We start from the raw sequence: 21,588 nt of genomic DNA, 5'->3' as shown, positions 1-21,588 counted from the left end.
CCGTCCGCAGGAGCGCGAGCCTTGGGCGGCTGCCGGGAGCCCTCGTCCCGATCCGCCCGGAGTGCGTAAACGACCGGATCTTTGCATAAAAGTGCAGCGCTGCGTATAGTCATGCCATCGACGAGGAGGATTTCGATGGTGGTACGCGCAGCGGTGGCAGGGGCGAGCGGATACGCGGGCGGGGAACTGCTCCGACTCCTGCTGGCCCATCCCCAGGTCGAGATCGGGGCCCTCACCGCGCACTCCAACGCGGGGCAGCAGCTCGGGTCCCTCCAGCCGCATCTGCGGCCGCTCGCCGGCCGGGTGCTCCAGCCGACCACCGCCGAGGTGCTCGCCGGGCACGACGTCGTCTTCCTCGCCCTCCCGCACGGCCAGTCCGCGGCCGTCGCCGAGCAGCTGGGGGACGAGGTGCTCGTCGTCGACATGGGCGCCGACTTCCGGCTGAGGAACAGCGCCGACTGGGAGACGTTCTACGGCTCGCCGCACGCCGGCACCTGGCCCTACGGGCTGCCCGAGCTGCCCGGCGGCCGCAGCGCGCTGCGGGGCTCCAAGCGCATCGCGGTGCCCGGCTGCTACCCGACCGCCGTCTCCCTCGCACTCTTCCCCGCGTACGCGGCCGGGCTCGCCGAGCCCGAGGCCGTCGTCGTCGCGGCGTCCGGGACCTCCGGAGCGGGCAAGGCGCTCAAGCCGAACCTCCTCGGCTCCGAGGTGATGGGCAACATGACCCCGTACGGCGTCGGCGGAGGCCACCGGCACACGCCCGAGATGATCCAGAACCTCAGCGCCGCCGCCGGTGAGCCGGTGACCGTCTCCTTCACGCCGACCCTCGCCCCCATGCCCCGGGGCATCCTCGCCACCTGCAGCGCGAAGGCGAAGCCGGGCGTGGACGCCGCGTCGCTGCGCGCCGCCTACGAGAAGGCCTTCGCGGACGAGCCGTTCGTCGATCTGCTCCCCGAGGGGCAGTGGCCCGCCACAGCGTCCGTCCACGGTTCCAACGCCGTACAGATCCAGGTCGCCCACGACGAGGCCGCGGGCCGGATCATCGTGATCAGCGCCATCGACAACCTCGCCAAGGGCACCGCGGGCGGCGCCCTGCAGAGCATGAACATCGCCCTCGGGCTCCCCGAGGACACAGGTCTTTCCACGATCGGAGTCGCACCGTGAGCGTCACGGCAGCACAGGGATTCTCGGCGGCCGGCATCGCCGCCGGAATCAAGGAGAGCGGCCAGCCGGACCTGGCCCTCGTGGTCAACGACGGGCCGCGTCGCGCCGCCGCGGGCGTCTTCACCTCCAACCGCGTGAAGGCCGCCCCCGTCCTCTGGTCGGAGCAGGTGCTCAAGGGCGGCGAGGTCACCGCCGTCGTCCTCAACTCCGGTGGCGCCAACGCCTGCACGGGCCCCCAGGGCTTCCAGGACACCCACGCCACCGCCGAGAAGGCGGCCGAGGTGCTCGAAGGGCACAGCGCGGGAGAGATCGCGGTCGCCTCGACCGGCCTCATCGGCCTGCCGCTCCCCATGGACAAACTGCTGCCGGGCATCGAGCAGGCCGCGGCCGCACTCAGCGAGCACGGCGGCGAGAAGGCCGCCATCGCCATCAAGACCACCGACACGGTGCACAAGACCGGTGTCGCCACGCAGGGCGGCTGGACGGTCGGCGGCATGGCGAAGGGCGCGGGAATGCTCGCCCCCGGCCTCGCCACCATGCTGGTCGTCCTCACGACCGACGCCGACGTGGAGGCCCCGGCGCTCGACGCCGCGCTCCGCGACGCGACCCGTACCACCTTCGACCGGGTCGACTCCGACGGCTGCATGTCGACCAACGACACGGTGCTGCTGCTCGCCTCGGGGGCGAGCGGGATCACGCCCCCGCAGGACGAGTTCGCCGAGGCCGTACGGGCCGTCTGCGCCGACCTCGCCCGTCAGCTGATCGGCGACGCCGAGGGTTCCTCCAAGGACATCCGCATCGAGGTGATCAACGCCGCCACCGAGGACGACGCCGTCGAGGTCGGCCGGAGCATCGCCCGTAACAACCTCCTCAAGTGCGCCATCCACGGCGAGGACCCCAACTGGGGCCGCGTCCTCTCCGCGATCGGCACCACCGGGGCAGCCTTCGAACCGGACCGGCTGAACGTCGCCATCAACGACGTCTGGGTCTGCAAGAACGGAAGCGTGGGCGAGGACCGTGAGCTCGTCGACATGCGGTACCGCGAGGTCAGGATCACCGCGGACCTCTCCGAAGGCACGGAGTCGGCCGTCATCTGGGCCAACGACCTGACCGCGGAGTACGTCCACGAGAACAGCGCGTACAGCTCATGAGCACCCCGGCGCGGAAGCACACCGCACTCCCGAAGGCGCAGATCCTCATCGAGGCGCTGCCCTGGCTCACCCGGCACAACGGCAAGACCGTCGTCATCAAGTTCGGCGGGAACGCCATGATCGACGAGGAGCTCAAGGCGGCCTTCGCCCAGGACGTCGTCTTCCTGCGCCAGGCCGGTATCAAGCCCGTCGTCGTGCACGGCGGCGGCCCGCAGATCAGCGCCCAGCTCGACAGGCAGGGCCTCGTCAGCGAGTTCAAGGCCGGTCTCCGGGTCACCACGCCCGAGGCGATGGACGTCGTACGGATGGTGCTCGCCGGACAGGTCCAGCGCGAGCTGGTCGGTCTCCTCAACCAGCACGGCCCGCTCGCCGTCGGCATGACCGGCGAGGACGCCCACACCATCACCGCCGTCCAGCACCGGCCCGTCATCGACGGCGAAAGCGTCGACATCGGCCGGGTCGGCGAGATCACCGCGATCGACACGGGCGCCATACAGGCCCTCCTGGACGACGGCCGGATTCCGGTCGTCTCCTCCATCGCGCGCTCCGCCGACGACAACCACGTCTACAACGTCAACGCGGACACCGCCGCCGCCGCGCTCGCCGCCGCGCTGAACGCCGAGACACTGATGGTCCTCACCGACGTGGAGGGCCTCTACGAGGACTGGCCCAACAGCGACGACGTGATCAGCAGGCTCACCGCCACGGAGCTGGAGAAGCTGCTGCCCAGCCTGTCGAGCGGCATGGTCCCCAAGATGCAGGGCTGCCTCCACGCCGTACGCAACGGCGTCGAGACCGCCCGCGTCATCGACGGCCGGGTCCAGCACTCGATCCTGCTGGAGATCTTCACCGATGAGGGGGTCGGCACGATGGTCGTGCCCGACGCACCGACGGACACCGAGGGGGAGTCATGAGCAACGAGGAACTCTCGCAGCGCTGGCAGGGCGCGCTGATGGACAACTACGGCACCCCGCAACTGCCCCTGGTCCGCGGCGCGGGCGCCCACGTCTGGGACGCCGAAGGCACCGAGTACCTCGACTTCGTCGGCGGTATCGCGGTGAACGCGCTGGGCCACGCCCACCCCGCCGTCGTCGAGGCCGTCTCCACCCAGATCGCGTCCCTCGGACACGTGTCGAACCTCTTCATCGCCGAACCGCCCGTCGCGCTGGCCGAACGGCTGCTCCAGCTCCTCGGCCGCCCGGGCAGGGTCTACTTCTCCAACTCCGGAGCCGAGGCCAACGAAGCCGCCTTCAAGATCGGCCGGCTGACCGGACGCACGCACATGGTGGCCACCGACGGCGGGTTCCACGGCCGGACGATGGGCGCGCTCGCCCTCACGGGCCAGTCCAAGAAGCGCGAGCCGTTCGTCCCGCTGCCCGGTGACGTCACCCACGTCCCGTACGGCGATGTCGAGGCGCTCCGGGCCGCGGTGACCACCGACACCGCGCTGCTGATCATCGAGCCGATCCAGGGCGAGATCGGCGTCGTCGTCCCGCCCAAGGGCTATCTGGAGGCCGCCAGGGAGATCACCCGGGCCACCGGCACCCTGCTCGTGCTCGACGAGGTGCAGACCGGTATCGGCCGCTGCGGCCACTGGTTCGAGCACCAGGCGCACCAGGGGGTCGAGCCCGACCTCGTCACCCTGGCCAAGGGCCTCGGCGGCGGTCTGCCGATCGGCGCCACCGTCGCGTTCGGTCCTGCGGCCGGCCTGCTGAAGCCCGGGCACCACGGCACGACGTTCGGCGGCAACCCCATCGCCTGCGCGGCCGGACTCGCCGTCCTGGACACGCTCGCCGCCGACGGCACCCTGGACAACGTGAAGCGGCTCGGCGAGAAGATCCGGGACGCGGTGGAGGGCCTGGGCCACCCCCTGGTCTCCCACGTCCGCGGCTCCGGCCTGCTGCTGGGTATCGTGCTCACCGGACCCCTCGCACCGCAGGTGCAGCAGGCGGCCCAGAGAGCCGGACTCCTGGTCAACGCGCCCGCCCCCGATGTCGTACGGCTCATGCCGCCGCTGATCATCGGCGACGCGGAGGTGGACGCGTTCCTGCGGGTCCTGCCAGGTGCTCTCGACGCGGCATACGGGGACGGACGATCCGGAGCATGACGATCCGGAGAATGAGGCGACGACGATGACCGAGGCGCAGGAAACCGAGCACGGCGGGCCGTCCGTGCCGCAGACCCGCACGGCCCGCCACCGCCGGATCGTGGACATCCTGAACCGGCAGCCGGTGCGCTCGCAGAGCCAGCTGGCCAAGCTCCTCGCCGACGACGGGCTGAGCGTCACCCAGGCGACGCTCTCCCGCGACCTCGACGAGCTGGGCGCGGTGAAGATCCGTAACACCGGGGGCGAACTGATCTACGCGGTGCCGAGCGAGGGCGGATTCCGCACCCCGCAGGCACCGCTGGGCGGCTCCGCCAAGGAGGAGCGGATGCGGCGGCTGTCCGCCGAACTGCTCATCTCGGCGGAGGCCTCGGCCAATCTGGTGGTGCTGCGTACGCCGCCGGGGGCGGCACAGTTCCTCGCCTCGGCCATCGACCAGGCCGAACTGCACGACATCCTGGGCACCATCGCGGGCGACGACACCCTGATGCTGATCAGCCGCGACCCGGCGGGCGGCCAGGCACTGGCCGACCACCTCCTGCGCCTCGCCCAGAACGACCGCTGACGACAGGCCTAGTAGCGCGTGATCGCCGTCGGCCCCGAGCGGGTCCCGATCGCGATGTGAGGACGGCGGGCCGGATCCGCCCAGGCGAGGATCCGGTGCATGGCGTCCGCCGGTACGGAGACACAACCGGCGGTCGCTCCGCGGCCGTTGACATGGAGGAAGATTCCGGCGCCACGGCCCCGCACCGGCTGCTCGTAGTTGAACCCGATGACGAGCGCGTGCGCGTACTGCGTGCCGTACGTGACCAGATGTTCGGCCTCGGCGGCCCGGCAGTCGTCGGGCCGCGGCTCCACCCACCGGTTGTAGGCGCGGGCGCCGTTGTCCTGGCACCACCAGGAACGGTCGTTGACACGACGGTACGGATAGCGGGTCGCGGCCGGGGCCGGCTCGATCCCGAAGGCGTACGGCAGGTCGTACAGACCGGTGGGCGTGGTGTTCGTGCCCTGGGTGCGCGTGCTGCCCTCGGTCAGGCCTTTCGCGCCGAAGCGTGCGGGCGCCGACCCCGCCTCTGTCCACCCGCCCCGCCGCCGCTCCCACCAGGTCACCGTGCCGGTGGTGGAACCCTCGGACGGTGCCTCGGCCGTGATCAGCTGGGAGCCGCCGCCCGTGTCGGCCAGCCGCTCCGGAAGCGGCGGCGCGCCGGGACCGGCGGCCGCGACCGAGCCCAGCAGAGCCAGCACCAGCGAACCGTTGACCAGAAGTCTGCGCATGATCCGGACCGTACGGGCGCGGCGGCCGGCCCCCCACCGCGCCTGCTCCGTACGGCCCAGTGCGTCACCCGGCGGGCGGCACCGGCACCGGCAGGGGCGGCAGCGGCAACGGAAGCCCCGGCAGTCCGTCCATGCTCGTGGCGATGTCCGGCTTCTTCTCGAAGTAGGCGCTGAGACTGGCGTCGTCGTCGCGCCGGAAACGGTCGGCATGCAGCGAGCGGTCCTCGTCGTACGACATGTACGGCACAGCGAACCCGCACGAGTCCCGGATCATCCCGGCCGTCACCACGATGATCGCCCGCAGTCCGTGCGCCGTGGGGTCCACGGTAGGGAAGTGGCTCAGCAGCTCGCCGAAGCGGGGGTCGTCGCGGAACACCGGCTCCCCGCGGCCGTGCACCCGGACGATGTTCGGCGGCCCCTGGAACGCGCACCACATCAGCGTGACGCGGCCGTTCTCCCGGAGGTGGGCGATGGTCTCCGCCGTGCTCCCCGCGAAGTCCAGGTACGCCACGGTCCTTTCGTCGAGTACGGCGAACGATCCGCTCACCCCCTTCGGGGAGAGGTTGACCGTGCCCTCCGCGTCGAGGGGGGCGGTCGCCGCGAAGAAGATGTGCTGCTCCTCGATGAAGGCCCTGAGCCGTCCGTCAATACGTTCGTATGTTTTTCCCATGCGGGCATTATCGTGCCCGACGGCCGCCCGGTCAGGCGCACTTCGGCCCGCGGGACGATCGCCGCACCGGTCGCGTGCAGGCAGCAGGCGCTGTGCGGCCGCCTGGGCCGGTTGCCGCTCCGGAGCGAGGCGGGCGCGTAGCCGGCGCTCATCGAACGGGCTGGCGTCCGGGGCGCCCCACTCGCCGAGTCCGGCGACCGCCCCGCTATCCCTACCTCCCTGACCTGGAGCTTTGACAAAGCATACGGTGCACTGCATAGTTATACCCATCAGTGATTGCACCGTAAGGAGAAACCCGTGACCGAGCGCGTCGTACTCGCCTACTCGGGCGGCCTGGACACCTCCGTCGCCATCGGCTGGATCGCCGAGGAGACGGGCGCCGAGGTCATCGCCGTTGCCGTGGACGTCGGCCAGGGCGGCGAGGACCTGGACGTCATCCGCAAGCGCGCGCTCGACTGCGGCGCCGTCGAGGCCGAGGTCGCGGACGCGAAGGACGAGTTCGCCGACGAGTACTGCCTCCCGGCGATCAAGGCCAACGCCCTCTACATGGACCGCTACCCGCTGGTCTCGGCGCTCTCCCGGCCGACGATCGTCAAGCACCTGGTCGCCGCCGCCAAGAAGCACAACGCCGGCATCGTGGCCCACGGCTGCACCGGCAAGGGCAACGACCAGGTCCGCTTCGAGGCCGGCATCTCCGCGCTCGGTCCCGACCTGAAGTGCATCGCCCCGGTCCGCGACTACGCGATGACCCGTGACAAGGCGATCGCCTTCTGCGAGGAGAAGAACCTCCCGATCGCGACCACCAAGAAGTCCCCGTACTCCATCGACCAGAACGTCTTCGGGCGCGCGGTCGAGACGGGCTTCCTGGAGGACATCTGGAACGCGCCGATCGAGGACATCTACGAGTACACGCAGAACCCGGCCACCCCGCGCGAGGCCGACGAGGTCGTCATCTCCTTCAAGGAGGGCGTCCCGGTCGCCATCGACGGCAGGCCCGTCACCGTGCTCCAGGCCATCCAGCAGCTCAACGAGCGCGCCGGAGCCCAGGGCATCGGCCGGATCGACATGGTCGAGGACCGGCTCGTGGGCATCAAGTCCCGTGAGGTGTACGAGGCCCCCGGCGCGATCGCGCTGATCACCGCGCACCAGGAGCTGGAGAACGTCACCGTCGAGCGCGAGCTGGCCCGCTACAAGCGGCAGGTCGAGCAGCGCTGGGGCGAGATGGTCTACGACGGCCTGTGGTTCTCCCCGCTCAAGCGCGCCCTGGACGGCTTCATCAACGAGGCCAACCAGCACGTCACCGGCGACATCCGGATGACCCTGCACGCCGGCCGCGCCGTCGTCAGCGGCCGGAAGTCCGAGCAGTCGCTGTACGACTTCAACCTCGCCACCTACGACTCGGGCGACACGTTCGACCAGTCCAAGGCGCAGGGCTTCATCGAGATCTTCGGACTCTCCTCGAAGATCGCGGCCCGGCGCGACCTGGCCTGACACACTTTCAGCCCCTCCTGCGTCCGAGGAGCGGGTCCGGGGGCGGAGCCCCCGATTCGGGAAGGGGCGGGGTGGGGAGAAGTCCCCGCCCCGCCCCATCGCACAACAAGGAGCAACCGTGAGCAGCAACACCAGCGACGTACGCCTCTGGGGCGCCCGCTTCGCCGACGGCCCGGCCGAGGCGCTGGCGAAGCTGTCCGCCTCCGTCCACTTCGACTGGCGGCTCGCGCCGTACGACATCGCCGGCTCCCGCGCCCACGCGCGCGTCCTCAACAAGGCGGGCCTGCTCAGCGCGGACGAGCTCTCGCGTATGCAGAGCGGCCTCGACCAGCTCGAATCCGACGTGGCCGACGGCTCGTTCACCGGCACCATCGCCGACGAGGACGTCCACACCGCGCTGGAGCGCGGCCTCCTGGAGCGCCTCGGCCCGGACCTCGGCGGCAAGCTGCGCGCCGGCCGGTCCCGCAACGACCAGATCGCCACGCTCTTCCGGATGTACCTGCGCGACCACGCCCGGATCATCGGCGGCCTCGTCGCCGAACTCCAGGACGCCCTGGTCGGTCTCGCCGAGGCCCATCCGGACGTGGCGATGCCCGGCCGTACGCACCTCCAGCACGCCCAGCCCGTCCTCTTCGCCCACCACGTCCTCGCCCACGTGCAGTCCCTGTCCCGGGACGCCGAGCGGCTGCGGCAGTGGGACGAGCGGACCGCCGTCTCGCCGTACGGCTCCGGCGCGCTGGCCGGCTCCTCCCTCGGCCTGGACCCGGAGGCCGTCGCGGCCGACCTCGGCTTCGAGCGCGGCTCCGTCGCCAACTCCATCGACGGCACGGCCTCCAGGGACTTCGTCGCCGAGTTCGCCTTCATCACCGCGATGATCGGCGTCAACCTCTCGCGCATCGCGGAGGAGGTCATCATCTGGAACACGAAGGAGTTCTCCTTCGTCACCCTGCACGACGCCTTCTCCACCGGCTCCTCGATCATGCCGCAGAAGAAGAACCCGGACATCGCCGAGCTGGCGCGCGGCAAGTCGGGGCGTCTCATCGGCAATCTGACGGGCCTGATGGCCACGCTCAAGGCCCTCCCGCTCGCGTACAACCGCGACCTCCAGGAGGACAAGGAGCCGGTCTTCGACTCCTGCGACCAGCTCGAAGTCCTGCTCCCCGCCTTCACCGGCATGATGGCGACGCTCACCGTCAACCGGGAGCGCATGGAGGAGCTGGCCCCGGCCGGCTTCTCGCTCGCCACGGACATCGCCGAGTGGCTGGTCAAGCAGGGCGTCCCGTTCCGGGTCGCTCACGAGGTCGCGGGCGGCTGCGTCAAGGAGTGCGAGCGGCACGGCATCGAGCTGGACCAGCTCACCGACGAGCAGTTCGCGAAGATCTCCGAGCACCTCACCCCCGAGGTCCGCGGTGTCCTCAACGTCAAGGGCGCCCTCGCCTCCCGTGACGGCCGCGGTGGTACGGCGCCGTCAGCCGTGGCGGTCCAGCTCGCCGAGGTGAAGGACGACCTCGCGACACAGCACGCCTGGGCGGCCGCCCGCCGTTAGGTCCTCTCGTTCGGCTCACCCGGGCTCGCGGGGTGAGACGAACGAAAGACCCCAGGTGTAGGAACGGCGTCGCGGGCTACGTTGGACGGGAAGGAGTACCGACCCGACAACGAGGAGCCCGCGATGCCCTTCGCCAGGCTGGCCACCGCCACGACCCCGACCGCCCACTTCGGTTTGGGCCTGGCCGCCGTCGCCAGACCCGGCTACATCAACCTCCACCGCGACCGGGACCTCCCGGAGGACCGCGGCGTGGAGGCCCTGCGGGCCCGTACGCACGAGCTCCTCGACGCCGCGTACGCCCAGGGCGTCCGCTACTACGACGCGGCCCGCTCCTACGGCCGCTCCGAGGAGTTCCTCGCCGACTGGCTGACGGCCAGGCCCGAGGTCACCGACGTCGTCATCGGCAGCAAGTGGGGCTACACCTACACCGCCGGCTGGCGGGTGGACGCCGAGGAGCACGAGACCAAGGACCACGGCCTCGCCACCTACGAGCGCCAGCATGCCGAGACCCGGGCCCTGCTGGGGGACCGGCTCGACCTCTACCAGATCCACTCCGTGACCGCCGACAGTCCGGCCCTCACCGACAAGGAACTGCACACGCGCCTCGCCGAGCACGCAGCCGAGGGTCTTACCGTCGGACTCTCCACCAGCGGGCCTGGGCAGGCCGAGACCATCCGGGCGGCGCTCGCCGTCACCGTCGACGGCGCGCCCCTCTTCCGTACCGTCCAGGCCACCTACAACGTGCTGGAGACCTCCGCGGGAGCCGCGCTCGCCGAGGCCCATGACGCCGGGCTCACCGTGATCGTCAAGGAGGGCATGGCCAACGGCCGGCTCGCGGGCACCGAAGCCCCCGCCGTCGTACGGGAGATCGCGGCCGAGGCGGGTCTCGACAGTGACGCCGTCGCGCTCGCGCTGATCCTGCACCAGCCGTGGGCCGGTGTCGTCCTCTCCGGCGCGGCCACGGTCGCCCAGCTCTCCGGAAACCTCCACGCCGCCCTCGTCGACCTCGACGAGGAGCGGCGGGCCCGGCTCGACGCACTGGTCGAGGAGCCCGAGGCGTACTGGCGCCATCGCGCCTCGCTGCCCTGGAGCTGAGCCCGCGTCCGTACCGAGCCCGCCGCAGGGTCAGTCCGCGGCCCACGCGGCGAGCTCGTCGAAGTCGTCCTGTTCGAGACCGACCCACGGATCGATCCGCCGCAGCAGCGACCGGGCCGGGTGATGGGCCGCCACCCACGTCCGGTCCGGCTCGGTGATCTCGTCGTCGATCCAGGCGAACGGCCGCCCGGCCGCGTACTCCACGACAGGAGGCGTCTTCCAGTAGACGCCGGCGGGTGCGATGCCGGCGCCGTACGAGGGCCACCGGATGTACGGCAGCTCGGGCAGCCCGAGCAGCGGGGCGATCCACTCGTTGGCCTCGGCCATCCACGTCGTGGCCCAGGCCAGTTCGTACCGGTCGGCCAGGTCCAGCAGTGCGCCGCCGTGCCCGGAATTGAGGAGGACCGGCAGCGCGGGGCCCTCCGTCCACCCGGACGGCCGCATCAGGTACTTGCGGAAGCCGTCAGGCGCCGCTGGACGGGACAGGGCGAGATACGGGTTGAGCGGACCGTCGATGTCGATGAGCAACAGCGGCTTCATGGCCCCATGGTGCCCGCAGCCGCACGGCAGGGCGCCCCACGGCGAGGCCGCCGAACAATCAATGAGACAGTTATGTCTCATACGGGTTATGGTTGTCTCATGACTCTGGACCGTGAGCAGGTGCTGCGCAGCGCCGCCGCACTGCTGACCCACAAATCCACCGCCACCATGGACGAGGTCGCCAAGGCCGCCGGTATCGGCCGCGCCACGCTGCACCGCCACTTCGCCGGGCGGGACGCCCTGGTCAAAGCGCTGGAGAACCTGGGCATCCAGGAGTTCGAGGCCGCCCTGGACGCCGCGGCACTGGACGAGGGCAGCGCGCAGGACGGCCTGCGCCGCTTCGTGGCCGCCGTCGAACCCAGCGCCGGCCTCCTCTCCTTCCTCGTCACCGAGAACCAGCTCTTCGAGGGTGACGAGGTGAACGAGGGATGGAACCGGCTCGACGCCCGCGTCGCCGCCTTCTTCCGGCGCGGCCAGGAACGCGGCGAGTTCCGCATCGACCTCACGCCCGCCTGGCTGACCGAGGCCCTCTACGGGCTGATCGGCACCGGCGCCTGGGCCGTACAGGTCGGCAGAGTCGCACCCAAGGACTTCCAGTACATGATCGTCGAGCTGTTGCTCGGCGGAGCCCGCCGGAGCGTGGAGCAATGAGCAGCATCGTCCGGACACCGCCCACCGCGGAGATCGTGCGCCGCCCGGGACGGTGGATCGCGCTCTCCGTCCTCGTCCTCGCCGTGCTGCTGGTGGCCGTCGACGCCACGGTCCTCGGCCTGGCGACGCCGTTTCTCAGCGAGGACCTCGCGCCGACCGGGACCCAGCTGCTCTGGATCGGTGACGTCTACTCCTTCGTCATCGCCGGACTGCTGGTCTCCATGGGCAGCCTCGGAGACCGCATCGGCCGCAAGAAGCTGCTGCTCACCGGCGCCGTCGCCTTCGGCGCGGTCTCGGTCCTCAACGCCTACGCGACCAGCCCGGAGATGATGATCCTGGCCCGGGCGCTGCTCGGGGTCGCGGGCGCCACCCTGATGCCCTCCACGCTCGCCCTGATCCGCAACCTGTTCCACGACCCGCGCGAGCGCAGCCTCGCCGTCGGGATCTGGGGCGCCATGGCCTCCGCAGGCGCGGCGGTCGGCCCCGTCATGGGCGGCTTCCTGCTCGAACACTTCTGGTGGGGCTCGGTCTTCCTCATCAACCTTCCGGTCATGGCGGTTCTGGTGGTCGTCGGCATCAAGCTGATCCCCGAATCCAAGAACCCGGCACCGGGCCCGTGGGACCTCGTCAGTGTCGGACTCTCGCTGGTCGGCATGATCGGCATCGTGTACGCCATCAAGGAGCTGGCCGCCCACGGCGGGAGCCTGGAGGTGGCCGCCTCGGCCGTCGTCGGAGCGGCGGCGCTCGCCTGGTTCGTCCGCAGGCAGCTGAAGCTCCCCGCGCCGCTGCTGGACATGCGGCTCTTCCACCACCGGGGCTTCTCCGGCGCGGTCCTCGCCGACCTGCTGACCATCCTCGGTCTGGCGGGACTGGTCTTCTTCCTCTCGCAGTTCCTGCAGCTCGTCCAGGGCCGCGGGCCGCTGGAGGCCGGTCTCGCCGAGCTGCCCGCGGCCATCGGCGCGGTGGCCGCGGGGCTCATGGCCGGAGTGGCGGCCCGCCGCTACTCCGTACGCTCGGTGGTGACGGGCGGACTGGCCGCCGTCGGGGTGGCGCTCGCCTCGGTGACGCTCCTGAGCAAGGACACCGGCTACCCGATGCTCGGCGCGATGCTGCTGGTCGTGGGAGTCGGCGCCGGATTCGCCTTCACCGTGACCGCCGACGTCATCCTCTCCACCGTCCCCAAGGAGCAGGCCGGCTCCGCGTCCGCCGTGTCGGAGACCGCGTACGAACTCGGCGCCGCCCTCGGCATCGCCCTGCTCGGCTCCATCGTCACGGGCGTCTACCAGGGCTTCGAGACCCCGGCGGGCGTCGGTTCCGATACGGCGTCGGCCGCCCACGAATCGCTGGGCGGCGCCGTCGAAGCGGCCTCCAGCCTTCCCGCCGCCCAGGCGGGACCCCTGGTGGCCGCCGCCCAGGAGGCCTTCGTCGAAGGGCTGAGGTATGCAGCGGGCATCGGCGCCGCCGTCCTCCTGGCGACGGCCGTGGCCGCCTGGTTCCTGCTGAGGGACCAGAAGCTGGAGGACGGTGTCGAGCACCCGTAGACGGTGTCCGCGAACCGCCGGGTGGGCGACGCCGCAAACTCGTGAGGGCCCGTACCCCCGACCGGGGTACGGGCCCTCACGTACGGACGACGCGGAGCCTGTCAGCTCACGCGGCCTTGGCCTTCGTGGCGTACATGTCGACGTACTCCTGACCGGACAACCGCATCACTTCGGCCATCACCGAGTCGGTCACCGCACGGAGCACATAGCGGTCGCGGTCCATGCCCTCGTAGCGCGAGAACTCCATCGGCTCACCGAAGCGCACCGTGACCTTGCCCGGGCGGGGAAGGCCGGCGCCGCCCGGCTGAAGCTTGTCGGTGCCGATCATCGCGAACGGGACCACGGGCGCGCCCGTCATCAGGGTCAGCCGCGCGATGCCCGTACGGCCCCGGTAGAGGCGGCCGTCGGGGGAGCGTGTGCCCTCCGGGTAGATGGCGAAGGCGTGGCCCTCCTCCAGGATCCGGCGGCCCGTCATCAGCGCGGCGACACCGCCGCGACCGCCGTCCCGGTCCACCGGGATCATTCCGCAGCCCGTGAAGAACCAGGCCATCAGCTTGCCCTTGAGACCCTTGCCGGTGACGTACTCGTCCTTGCCGATGTAGAACACCGGCCGGTCGCAGCAGATCGGCATGATCATCGAGTCGATGAACGTGAGGTGGTTGCCCGCGAGGATCACCGGCCCGGTCCCGGGGATGTTCTTGGCGCCTTCCACCTGTGGGCGGAACAACAGGCGCAGGATCGGTCCGAGCACTGCCTTGATGACCGTGAGACGGGACAACGGTTCCTCCGGTGTCGTGGCCGGGCGGCCGGGGCGGGTGCGAATGAAGGTCCGTGCAGGTGAGGACGATACTCGCGGGTACTGCCTGATCGCACATCGGGTTCACGAACCGGATACGCAGTGTTGACGTGTGTTTCCGCCACGTTCGTCCAGACGCTGCCCCCCGGATGGCGTAGCTGCCTACGATCGGGCCTCGCTGGACCAGGTGCCGGACTTCACAGCGAGGAGCATTCATGACAGAGCGTGCGCACACGAGCCCCGGCCGGCGGACCCTCCTGGGGGCCGCGGTGCTCGGCACGGCAGCCCTCGGCATCACCGGGACGGCCGCCGCCACCGAGCGCGGCACGGACGGGCGGGCCACGGGCCGGGGCGGCTACCGCGAGCTGCCCGTCCCGACCGTGATCGGCCACCGGGGAGCGAGCGGCTACCGGCCCGAGCACACCATCGGCGCGTATCAGCTGGCCCTGGACATGGGCGCGCACATCATCGAGCAGGACCTCGTGCCGACGAAGGACGGGCACCTCGTCTGCCGCCACGAGAACGACATCACGGGCACCACGGACGTGGCGGAGCACCCCGAGTTCGCGAGCCGCAGAGCGACGAAGACGGTCGACGGCGTCTCGTTCACCGGCTGGTTCACCGAGGACTTCACCCTCGCCGAGCTCAAGACGCTGCGGGCCAAGGAGCGCATCCCCGGCACCCGCCAGGAGAACACCCTCTACGACGGCCGCTGGGAGGTTCCCACCTTCGAGGAGGTCCTTCGCTGGGCCGACCGGGAAGGACGCAGGCGCGGCGCGCCCGTCTGGCTGTACGTCGAGACCAAGCACCCCACGTACTTCCGGTCCCTCGGCCTCGGCCTGGAGGAGCCGCTGGCCCGGCTGCTGCGCCGCCACGGCCGCCACCGCGCCAACTCCCCGCTCATCCTCCAGTCCTTCGAGCCGAGCTCGATGCAGCGGCTGGCGAAGCTCGTCGCCACCCCGCGTGTCGTCCTGCTGTCGGGTGCCGCGACGCGCCCCTGGGACTTCGTGGAGACCGGCGACCCGCGTACCGTCGCCGAGCTTGTCCGGCCCGCCGGCCTGAAGTGGATGGCCTCCTTCGCCCAGGGCATCGGCCCGACGCTGGACCTGATCATCCCCAGGGACGGCGCCGGACGGCTCACCACGCCGACCACCCTCGTGCGGGACGCACACCGGGAGGGCCTGATCCTGCACCCCTACACGATGCGCAACGAGAACAGCTTCCTGCCCGCCGAGTTCCGCCGGGGCAGCGACCCCGCCGCGTACGGCGACGCGTTCGGCGCTCTCCGCACGTACTTCGAGGCGGGCATCGACGGCGTCTTCTCCGACAACCCGGACACCGCGCTGCTCGCCGCCGCCGACTTCGCCCGGGACTGATCCCCGGCGGAGCGAGACGCCGTCACGCGGCGTCAGCACCCGGCCGGCCGGACCCCGGTCGGGTGGCACCGCGCGCGGACGGCAACCGGCCGCCGATCCGGCACGTCGGGTGGGGCATGACGCTTATCGATCATGCCCCGCCCCCGGCCGGTCCGGCCGTCGTCCGCGCGCTGCTCCCACTGATCCGCGCAGAGGCGAGGGCCGAGGCCCAGTCCGCGTCGGCCGACCCCGCAGATCTCGAACAGGCCGTGTGGCTGCGGCTCTTCGAGCGCCTCGACGCACAGGGCGCGCCCGCCGAACCGGCCCGCTGGGTGCGCGACGCCGTACGGGCGGAGGCGCGCAGGACCCGGCGGACGGCCCGTCACGAATACCCGTACGGCAGCGCGGAGCCCGCCGCGGGCCCGTACGGCTGCCCGGAGCGCACGGCCCTCGGCGCCGACACCCGGCGGGTGTTACGCACGGCCGTGGAACGGCTGCCCGACGGGTGCGCGCGGCTGCTGGACGCGATGCTGTCCCCCGCCGATCCGACCTACCGGGAAATCGCAGGAAGGTTGGGTATGTCACAGGGGAGTTTGGGTCCGATGCGTTCCCGATGCCTTGGATGTCTGCGCAGAATGCTCGCGGCGGAGGTTGTAGCTCCTGAACTGCGGGGAAAGGAGCGGTAGACAACCGGCGGATCAGGTGAGCGGGAGGCATGCACACATGGGCATGAGCGTGACCATCTCGGCGGCGGACACACAGGACGCCGAGCAGATATTCAAACTCCGATACCTCTGTTTCCAGAGCGAGGCGGAGCTCTATGGCAACTACCGGATCGACCCGCTCGTGCAGACCCTCGACTCGGTACGCGCGGAAGTCGACACGGACCTCGTGTTCGTGGCCAGGCTCGGCGACGAAGTCGTGGGTTCGGTACGCGGTTTCACCGGCCCCGACGGCACCGGGCAGATCGCCAAGCTCTGCGTCCATCCCAGGCTCCAGGGACACGGCCTCGGCGCCCGTCTGCTGCGCGCCGCGGAATCGGGCCTCACGGCAGGCCGCGCGACCACCCGCTTCCGTATCCACACGGGACACCGGAGCGAGGGCAACCTGCGGCTGTACCGCAGGGAGGGCTACGCACGGGTGGGGGACACCACCGGGCAGGACGGCGTCCGGCTGATCCTGCTGGAGAAGGACGCCGCCGCACCTGCCTACGTGGCGAGCGCCTGACAGGCCGCCGCACGGGGGTCGTTACGCGCGCTTCGCGCGTCGCAGCCAGATCATCCCGGTGACCGGCAGGATCACCGGGATGAGCAGGTAGCCCGTACCGAAGTCCGACCAGACGGTGGCGTCGGGGAAGGCCGACGGTTCCACCATCGTCCACGTACCGACGACGAGCACGCCCACGAGCTCGGCGGCGCAGCACACCAGCGCCGCCCTGCGTGCCTTCTCCCCGCCGCGCACCAGCGAGTACGTGATGAAGCCGTACACGACGGCCGCGACGGCGGACAGCACGTACGCCAGCGGCGCCCTGTCGAAGTCCAGGATCATCTGGACGACCGACCGGGAGGCGGCGGCCACGGTGAACACCCCGTAGAACCAGACCAGTACGCGCCCCGGCCCGGTGCCGAGCTCGAACGGCTGCTTGCGGGGAACCTCGGTGGTGCGCTCGGTGTCGGTCACGGTCAGCTTCCCCAGATGTCGTAGAGCCGTACTTCCAGGACGGCCAGCACGACCGCCCCGGCCGCCACCGTCACCGAACCCCAGCGGGTCCGCTCCGTCAGTGACAGGAAACCGGCCGCGGGCACGGCGGCGAAGGCGCCGATGAGATAGGCGATGAAGACCGTCATCCCCTGCTCGGGCCGCTCGCCGAGGGCCAGCTGCACGATGCCCACGACCAGCTGCGCCAGCGCCAGCAGGGAGACGACGGCCATTCCGATGAAGTGCCAGTCCTTCGTCGGCTGGTCCCGGAAAGCGGCGAATCCGCACCAGGCGGCGAGGGCGAGCGCGGACACGGCGACCGCGACCGTCAGGGCGACAAGCATGAAGCGAGGGTATTACGTACCGGACGGGCCCCCGCGCGGAGCCCCCTCCGGGCCCGGGGCCGGGACCTCCGGAAGGCCGAGGACCGTGATCGTGGCCAAGATCGTGGCCTTGGCCACAGAGGCGGCCCGCCACCCGCCAGGACCGGACCCGCTCAGCCGCGTTCCTTTTCCTCTGTCGGTGCAGGTCACAGCCCTGCCGCCGGAATCTCACGCCGCTCGGCCCAGCGGCCGGAGCGAGCATCCACGCTTGTCCGCTATCCGGACAGGCTGATCGCCGGCGGCGCCATGTCTGTTTTACTTCACCCATGACCACGACGAGCTGCCGCATCCCTGCGACCGAGGCGATCACCACGCCCGGTGCTCGTTGTATGTGTCGAATGCGCGCCTTCTGAGGGCCCCCGCCTGAGTCTCACGCCCCGAAGCGAGACCGAGCCCGTACCTCCGCCACCCAGCGGAACGTGGCTGCCCCATGCGCTGCCTTCCGGCCGTCCGCCGCGATCAGCTGCGCCGAGACCCGTCCGGTCCACCCACCGCGAACGCTCTCATCAGACGAACGCCCCGTGCCCGGCGGACACCGCGCCGCGCACTCGACAGTGACGGAAACCCTGTGATCACCACTACGGGCCTCACGAAGGTCTACCAGTCGCGCGGCCGAGAGGTCACCGCCCTCGACGGCGTCGACCTGCACGTCCGCGAGGGTGAGGTGTACGGCGTCATCGGACAGAGCGGCGCCGGGAAGTCCTCCCTGATCCGCTGCGTCAACCTGCTGGAACGACCCACCTCCGGCACCGTGACCGTCGCCGGCCAGGACCTCACCGCACTCGCGGGCCGCGGCCCGCGTGCCGGCAAGGAGCTCCGGGCGGCACGCAGCCGCATCGGCATGGTCTTCCAGCACTTCAACCTGCTGGCCTCCCGCACCGTCCAGGACAACGTGGAGCTCCCCCTGGAGATCCTCGGCGTCTCCGGCCGCGAGCGCGCCCGCAAGGCCTCGGAACTGCTCGACCTCGTCGGGCTCTCCGACAAGGCGAAGGCCTACCCCGGACAGCTCTCCGGAGGCCAGAAGCAGCGCGTCGGCATCGCCCGCGCCCTCGCCGGCGACCCCAAGGTGCTGCTCTCCGACGAGGCGACCTCCGCACTGGACCCGGAGACCACCCGCTCGGTGCTCCAGCTGCTGCGCGACCTCAACCGGCAGCTCGGCCTGACCGTCCTGCTCATCACGCACGAGATGGACGTCGTCAAGACGGTCTGCGACTCGGCCGCGCTGATGCGCGGCGGACGGGTCATCGAGTCCGGCACCGTCCGGGAGCTCCTCGCCACCCCCGGCTCCGAGCTGGCCCACGAGCTGTTCCCCGTCGGCGGCACGGCATCCGGCCCGGACAGCACGGTCGTCGACGTCACCTTCCACGGCGAGGCCGCCGGCCGGCCGGTGATCTCCCAGCTCTCCCGTACGTACAACATCGACATCTCGATCCTCGGCGCCGCCATGGACACCGTCGGCGGCAACCAGATCGGCCGGATGCGCATCGAGCTCCCCGGCCGCTTCGAGGAGAACGTCGTCCCCATCGGCTTCCTCCGCGAGCAGGGCCTCCAGGCCGAGGTCGTGGAGTCCGACGCCCCCGGGGTGCCCGCCCAGACCCCCTCCCCGCTCACCAAGCCCGCCCCGCTCGCCAAGGAGGCCGTCAAGTGACCTGGTCCGAAATGCAGCCACTGCTGACCCAGGGCACCGTCGACACCCTCTACATGGTGCTGTGGTCCGCGCTCGTCACCGTCCTGGCGGGCCTGCCGCTCGGTGTCCTGCTGGTCCTCACGGACAAGGGCGGACTGCTCGCGAACACCCCGGTCAACAAGGTCATCGGCGTGATCGTGAACATCGGCCGTTCGCTGCCCTTCATCATCCTGCTGATCGCGCTGATCCCCTTCACCACCTGGGTCGTCGGCACGTTCATCGGCCCCACGGCGATGATCGTCCCGCTCGCCGTCGGTGCGGTCCCCTTCTTCGCCCGACTCGTCGAGACGGCGATCCGCGAGGTCGACCACGGCCTCGTCGAAGCCGTCCAGTCGATGGGCGGGTCCATCCCGACCATCGTCCGCAAGGTCCTCCTCCCGCAGGCCCTGCCCTCGCTGGTCTCGGGCATCACGACCACCGTCATCGTGCTCATCGGTTACTCCGCGATGGCCGGCGCGGTCGGCGGCGAAGGACTCGGCTCCAAGGCCGTCACCTACGGATTCCAGCGCTTCGACAACCAGTTCATGCTCGTCACCGTCGTGCTCCTGGTCGTCATCGTCACCGTGGTCCAGCTGATCGGCGACGGGGCCGTACGCCTCCTCGCCCGCCGGGGCCGCACCACCTGAGCTTTCCTCCCCACCAAGCCCGAACTCCTTGTCCGGGCGCTCCACCTTCTCCACCGAAAGAGGCACTCTTCGTGCGTAAGAACATCAAGATCACCGCAGCTGCCGCCGCCACCGCCGCCCTGGCCCTCGGCCTCAGCGCCTGCGGTACGGACTCCGACCCGGCGGCCAAGAGCGGGACCGGCTCCAAGGCCGACACCTCCAAGGCGCTCGTCATCGCCGCGTCCCCGACGCCGCACGGCGACATCCTGAACTTCGTCAAGGAGAACCTGGCCGACAAGGCGGGCCTCAAGCTGGAGGTCAGGGAGTTCACGGACTACGTCCTGCCGAACACCGCGACCGAGACCGGCCAGGTCGACGGCAACTTCTTCCAGCACAAGCCGTACCTGGACGACTTCAACAAGCAGAACGACACCCACATCGTCCCGGTCGTCAACGTGCACCTGGAACCCCTCGGCCTGTACTCCGAGAGCGTCAAGGACATCAAGGACATCAAGTCCGGCCAGACCATCGCCGTTCCGAACGACACCACCAACGAGGGCCGCGCCCTCCAGCTCCTCGCCGAGAACGGCCTGATCACCCTCAAGCCCGGTGTCGGCACCAGCGCCAAGCTCAGCGACATCACGGACAAGAAGGGCCTGGAGTTCAAGGAGCTGGAGGCCGCGACCGTGCCGCGCGCCCTGAGCGACGTGGACGCCGCCGTCATCAACGGCAACTACGCCATCGAGGCCGACCTCAAGCCCGGCAAGGACTCCCTCGTCCTGGAAGCGGCCGAGGACAACCCGTACGCCAACTTCCTCGCCGTCAAGGAAGGCAACGAGAAGGACGCCCGTGTCCAGAAGCTCGCGAAGCTCCTGAACTCCGACGAGGTCAAGAAGTTCATCGAGGACACCTACCAGGGCTCGATCGTCCCCGCCTTCGGTGCCCCCGCCAAGTCCTGACACCCGGACGGCACTTGCTCGCCGAGCCCCGCACACCCCCACCGGGTGTGCGGGGCTCCGCCGTACCGACCCGGCCATGCGCAACGCCGGGCAGATGCTGCATGCTGTGCCTTTACACGGTCTTCGGCATGGAGCTGCGCATGACTACCACCTTTCCGTCCATCTCCATCAGCACGGACAGATTGGTGCTGCGCCCCTTCGACATGGCCGACGTGCCCGCGTACATCGAGATGATGAACGACGAACTCGTCACCGCATGGACCGAGAGCCCCCACCCCTACACCCAGGTCGACGCCGAACGGTGGGTGCGCAGGATCGCTCCCGGCGAGCGGACCCAGGGCAGCGGCATCGTCTTCGCCGTCACCGAATTCCTCACCCAGCGCCTCGTCGGATCCGTCCGGCTCCTCAACACCGACTGGCGCACCCTCGCGACCGAGGTCCGCTACATCACGGCGCCCTGGGCACGCGGCGAGGGATACGCCACCGAGTCCGTGCTGGCCCTCGCCGAATGGCTCTTCCGCGACCAGCGGTTCGAACGCATCGAGCTGCGCACCCCCGCCGACAACACCGCATCGCAGCAGGTCGCCCAGAAACTGGGCTGCATCAGCGAAGGCGTCCTGCGCAACGCACGGATAGCGCGTACGCGGACCGAGAACGGCACCGACGGCGGCTGGACCGACATCAGGACCGACCTGATCGTCTGGGGCCTGCTCCCCGAGGACCTCGAAGGGGTCGCCGAGCAGCTCGCCGACGCCGGCGGCTACGGCAGCTACAACGACTGGAACTGACAACGAGAAGCCGCCGGACCCGGCCAGGTACGGACCAGGTAATCTCACCGTGCCCGCCACCCCCGGGCAGCCACGCCCCGCGACATCCA

The 21,588-nt window shown here is 70.6% G+C and carries 23 protein-coding genes; 17 read left to right on the top strand and 6 right to left on the bottom strand.

All coding sequences use genetic code 11. The annotated features are described in order from the left end of the window. The first annotated feature begins 135 nt into the window (after positions 1–135). Genes argC through AB0C82_RS13745 form a run of 5 tightly spaced genes read left to right on the top strand, consistent with a single transcriptional unit; the run spans position 136 to position 4,984 of the window. Positions 136–1,164, top strand: a complete 1,029-nt coding sequence (gene argC / locus AB0C82_RS13765; protein WP_362840345.1) for an N-acetyl-gamma-glutamyl-phosphate reductase — start codon at positions 136–138, stop codon at positions 1,162–1,164. Further along, on the top strand, positions 1,161–2,315 hold the full coding sequence (argJ, locus tag AB0C82_RS13760; RefSeq protein WP_362840342.1) for a bifunctional glutamate N-acetyltransferase/amino-acid acetyltransferase ArgJ: 1,155 nt from the start codon (positions 1,161–1,163) through the stop codon (positions 2,313–2,315). The genes argC and argJ overlap by 4 nt, the downstream gene beginning before the upstream one ends. Continuing rightward, positions 2,312–3,229, top strand: a complete 918-nt coding sequence (argB, locus tag AB0C82_RS13755; RefSeq protein ID WP_362840339.1) for an acetylglutamate kinase — start codon at positions 2,312–2,314, stop codon at positions 3,227–3,229. The genes argJ and argB overlap by 4 nt, the downstream gene beginning before the upstream one ends. Continuing rightward, the gene (locus AB0C82_RS13750) at positions 3,226–4,422 is read left to right on the top strand and encodes an acetylornithine transaminase (protein ID WP_362840336.1); all 1,197 of its coding nucleotides are present in this window, start codon (positions 3,226–3,228) and stop codon (positions 4,420–4,422) included. Before argB ends, AB0C82_RS13750 begins: the two co-directional genes overlap by 4 nt. Positions 4,423–4,447: 25 nt before the next feature. Further along, positions 4,448–4,984, top strand: a complete 537-nt coding sequence (locus AB0C82_RS13745; protein ID WP_018515284.1) for an arginine repressor — start codon at positions 4,448–4,450, stop codon at positions 4,982–4,984. Between the two features lie 8 nt (positions 4,985–4,992). Here the strand turns inward: AB0C82_RS13745 and AB0C82_RS13740 are convergent, their stop codons facing one another. Together AB0C82_RS13740 and AB0C82_RS13735 are read right to left on the bottom strand one after the other, a co-directional pair. Next, on the bottom strand, positions 4,993–5,694 hold the full coding sequence (locus AB0C82_RS13740) for a L,D-transpeptidase family protein (RefSeq protein WP_362840333.1): 702 nt from the start codon (positions 5,692–5,694) through the stop codon (positions 4,993–4,995). Positions 5,695–5,758: 64 nt separating this feature from the next. Further along, positions 5,759–6,364 carry a pyridoxamine 5'-phosphate oxidase family protein gene (locus AB0C82_RS13735; protein ID WP_362840331.1) on the bottom strand — a complete coding sequence of 202 codons (606 nt, stop codon included), beginning with the start codon at positions 6,362–6,364 and terminating at the stop codon, positions 5,759–5,761. A 297-nt stretch (positions 6,365–6,661) separates the two neighbouring features. On the opposite strand from AB0C82_RS13735, the gene AB0C82_RS13730 reads away from it, so the two are divergent. The 3 genes from AB0C82_RS13730 to AB0C82_RS13720 all read left to right on the top strand — a co-directional run bounded on the left by AB0C82_RS13730 (position 6,662) and on the right by AB0C82_RS13720 (position 10,496). Beyond that, positions 6,662–7,855, top strand: a complete 1,194-nt coding sequence (locus tag AB0C82_RS13730; RefSeq protein WP_362840328.1) for an argininosuccinate synthase — start codon at positions 6,662–6,664, stop codon at positions 7,853–7,855. 118 nt (positions 7,856–7,973) lie between these two features. Next, the gene (argH, locus tag AB0C82_RS13725) at positions 7,974–9,401 is read left to right on the top strand and encodes an argininosuccinate lyase (protein ID WP_362840326.1); all 1,428 of its coding nucleotides are present in this window, start codon (positions 7,974–7,976) and stop codon (positions 9,399–9,401) included. A 123-nt stretch (positions 9,402–9,524) separates the two neighbouring features. Then, entirely contained in the window at positions 9,525–10,496 is a 972-nt protein-coding gene (locus tag AB0C82_RS13720; RefSeq protein WP_362840323.1) for an aldo/keto reductase, read from the top strand. 30 nt (positions 10,497–10,526) lie between these two features. On the opposite strand, the gene AB0C82_RS13715 is transcribed toward AB0C82_RS13720, so the two are convergent. After that, positions 10,527–11,036 (bottom strand): hypothetical protein, encoded by a 510-nt coding sequence (locus AB0C82_RS13715; RefSeq protein ID WP_362840321.1) that lies wholly within the window; start codon positions 11,034–11,036, stop codon positions 10,527–10,529. A gap of 99 nt (positions 11,037–11,135) precedes the next feature. On the opposite strand from AB0C82_RS13715, the gene AB0C82_RS13710 reads away from it, so the two are divergent. Both AB0C82_RS13710 and AB0C82_RS13705 read left to right on the top strand, forming a co-directional pair. Continuing rightward, entirely contained in the window at positions 11,136–11,687 is a 552-nt protein-coding gene (locus AB0C82_RS13710) for a helix-turn-helix domain-containing protein (protein ID WP_362840318.1), read from the top strand. After that, positions 11,684–13,228: an MFS transporter gene (locus AB0C82_RS13705; protein ID WP_362840315.1), complete on the top strand. Its 1,545-nt coding sequence runs from the start codon at positions 11,684–11,686 to the stop codon at positions 13,226–13,228. The genes AB0C82_RS13710 and AB0C82_RS13705 overlap by 4 nt, the downstream gene beginning before the upstream one ends. Positions 13,229–13,334: 106 nt before the next feature. Here AB0C82_RS13705 and AB0C82_RS13700 read toward each other — a convergent pair whose 3' ends face one another. Next, entirely contained in the window at positions 13,335–14,006 is a 672-nt protein-coding gene (locus tag AB0C82_RS13700) for a lysophospholipid acyltransferase family protein (RefSeq protein ID WP_362840312.1), read from the bottom strand. A gap of 233 nt (positions 14,007–14,239) precedes the next feature. On the opposite strand from AB0C82_RS13700, the gene AB0C82_RS13695 reads away from it, so the two are divergent. The 3 genes from AB0C82_RS13695 (at position 14,240) to AB0C82_RS13685 (ending at position 16,606) form a co-directional block, all read left to right on the top strand. Then, positions 14,240–15,400 (top strand): glycerophosphodiester phosphodiesterase, encoded by a 1,161-nt coding sequence (locus AB0C82_RS13695; RefSeq protein ID WP_362840309.1) that lies wholly within the window; start codon positions 14,240–14,242, stop codon positions 15,398–15,400. Positions 15,401–15,516: 116 nt separating this feature from the next. After that, entirely contained in the window at positions 15,517–16,065 is a 549-nt protein-coding gene (locus AB0C82_RS13690; RefSeq protein WP_362840306.1) for a sigma-70 family RNA polymerase sigma factor, read from the top strand. 37 nt (positions 16,066–16,102) lie between these two features. Continuing rightward, positions 16,103–16,606 (top strand): GNAT family N-acetyltransferase, encoded by a 504-nt coding sequence (locus tag AB0C82_RS13685; protein ID WP_362840303.1) that lies wholly within the window; start codon positions 16,103–16,105, stop codon positions 16,604–16,606. A gap of 21 nt (positions 16,607–16,627) precedes the next feature. Here the strand turns inward: AB0C82_RS13685 and AB0C82_RS13680 are convergent, their stop codons facing one another. After that, positions 16,628–17,059 (bottom strand): hypothetical protein, encoded by a 432-nt coding sequence (locus AB0C82_RS13680; RefSeq protein WP_362840300.1) that lies wholly within the window; start codon positions 17,057–17,059, stop codon positions 16,628–16,630. 2 nt (positions 17,060–17,061) lie between these two features. Continuing rightward, positions 17,062–17,421 carry a hypothetical protein gene (locus AB0C82_RS13675; protein WP_362840297.1) on the bottom strand — a complete coding sequence of 120 codons (360 nt, stop codon included), beginning with the start codon at positions 17,419–17,421 and terminating at the stop codon, positions 17,062–17,064. Between the two features lie 607 nt (positions 17,422–18,028). Here AB0C82_RS13675 and AB0C82_RS13670 point away from each other — a divergent pair. The 4 genes from AB0C82_RS13670 (at position 18,029) to AB0C82_RS13655 (ending at position 21,499) form a co-directional block, all read left to right on the top strand. Further along, positions 18,029–19,108, top strand: a complete 1,080-nt coding sequence (locus tag AB0C82_RS13670; protein WP_362840294.1) for an ATP-binding cassette domain-containing protein — start codon at positions 18,029–18,031, stop codon at positions 19,106–19,108. Then, a complete protein-coding gene (locus AB0C82_RS13665; RefSeq protein ID WP_362840291.1) occupies positions 19,105–19,773 on the top strand; it encodes a methionine ABC transporter permease in 669 nt (222 codons plus the stop codon). The genes AB0C82_RS13670 and AB0C82_RS13665 overlap by 4 nt, the downstream gene beginning before the upstream one ends. 71 nt (positions 19,774–19,844) lie before the next feature. Continuing rightward, positions 19,845–20,711: a MetQ/NlpA family ABC transporter substrate-binding protein gene (locus AB0C82_RS13660; RefSeq protein WP_362840288.1), complete on the top strand. Its 867-nt coding sequence runs from the start codon at positions 19,845–19,847 to the stop codon at positions 20,709–20,711. Between the two features lie 101 nt (positions 20,712–20,812). Beyond that, entirely contained in the window at positions 20,813–21,499 is a 687-nt protein-coding gene (locus AB0C82_RS13655; RefSeq protein ID WP_362840285.1) for a GNAT family N-acetyltransferase, read from the top strand. Positions 21,500–21,588 lie beyond the last annotated feature (89 nt).

The organism is Streptomyces sp. NPDC048560, assembly GCF_040650955.1.
Classification (GTDB): Bacteria; Actinomycetota; Actinomycetes; order Streptomycetales; family Streptomycetaceae; genus Streptomyces.
Note: the sequence above shows the minus strand (reverse complement) of the source record. Positions and strands in the feature narration are given on the sequence as shown.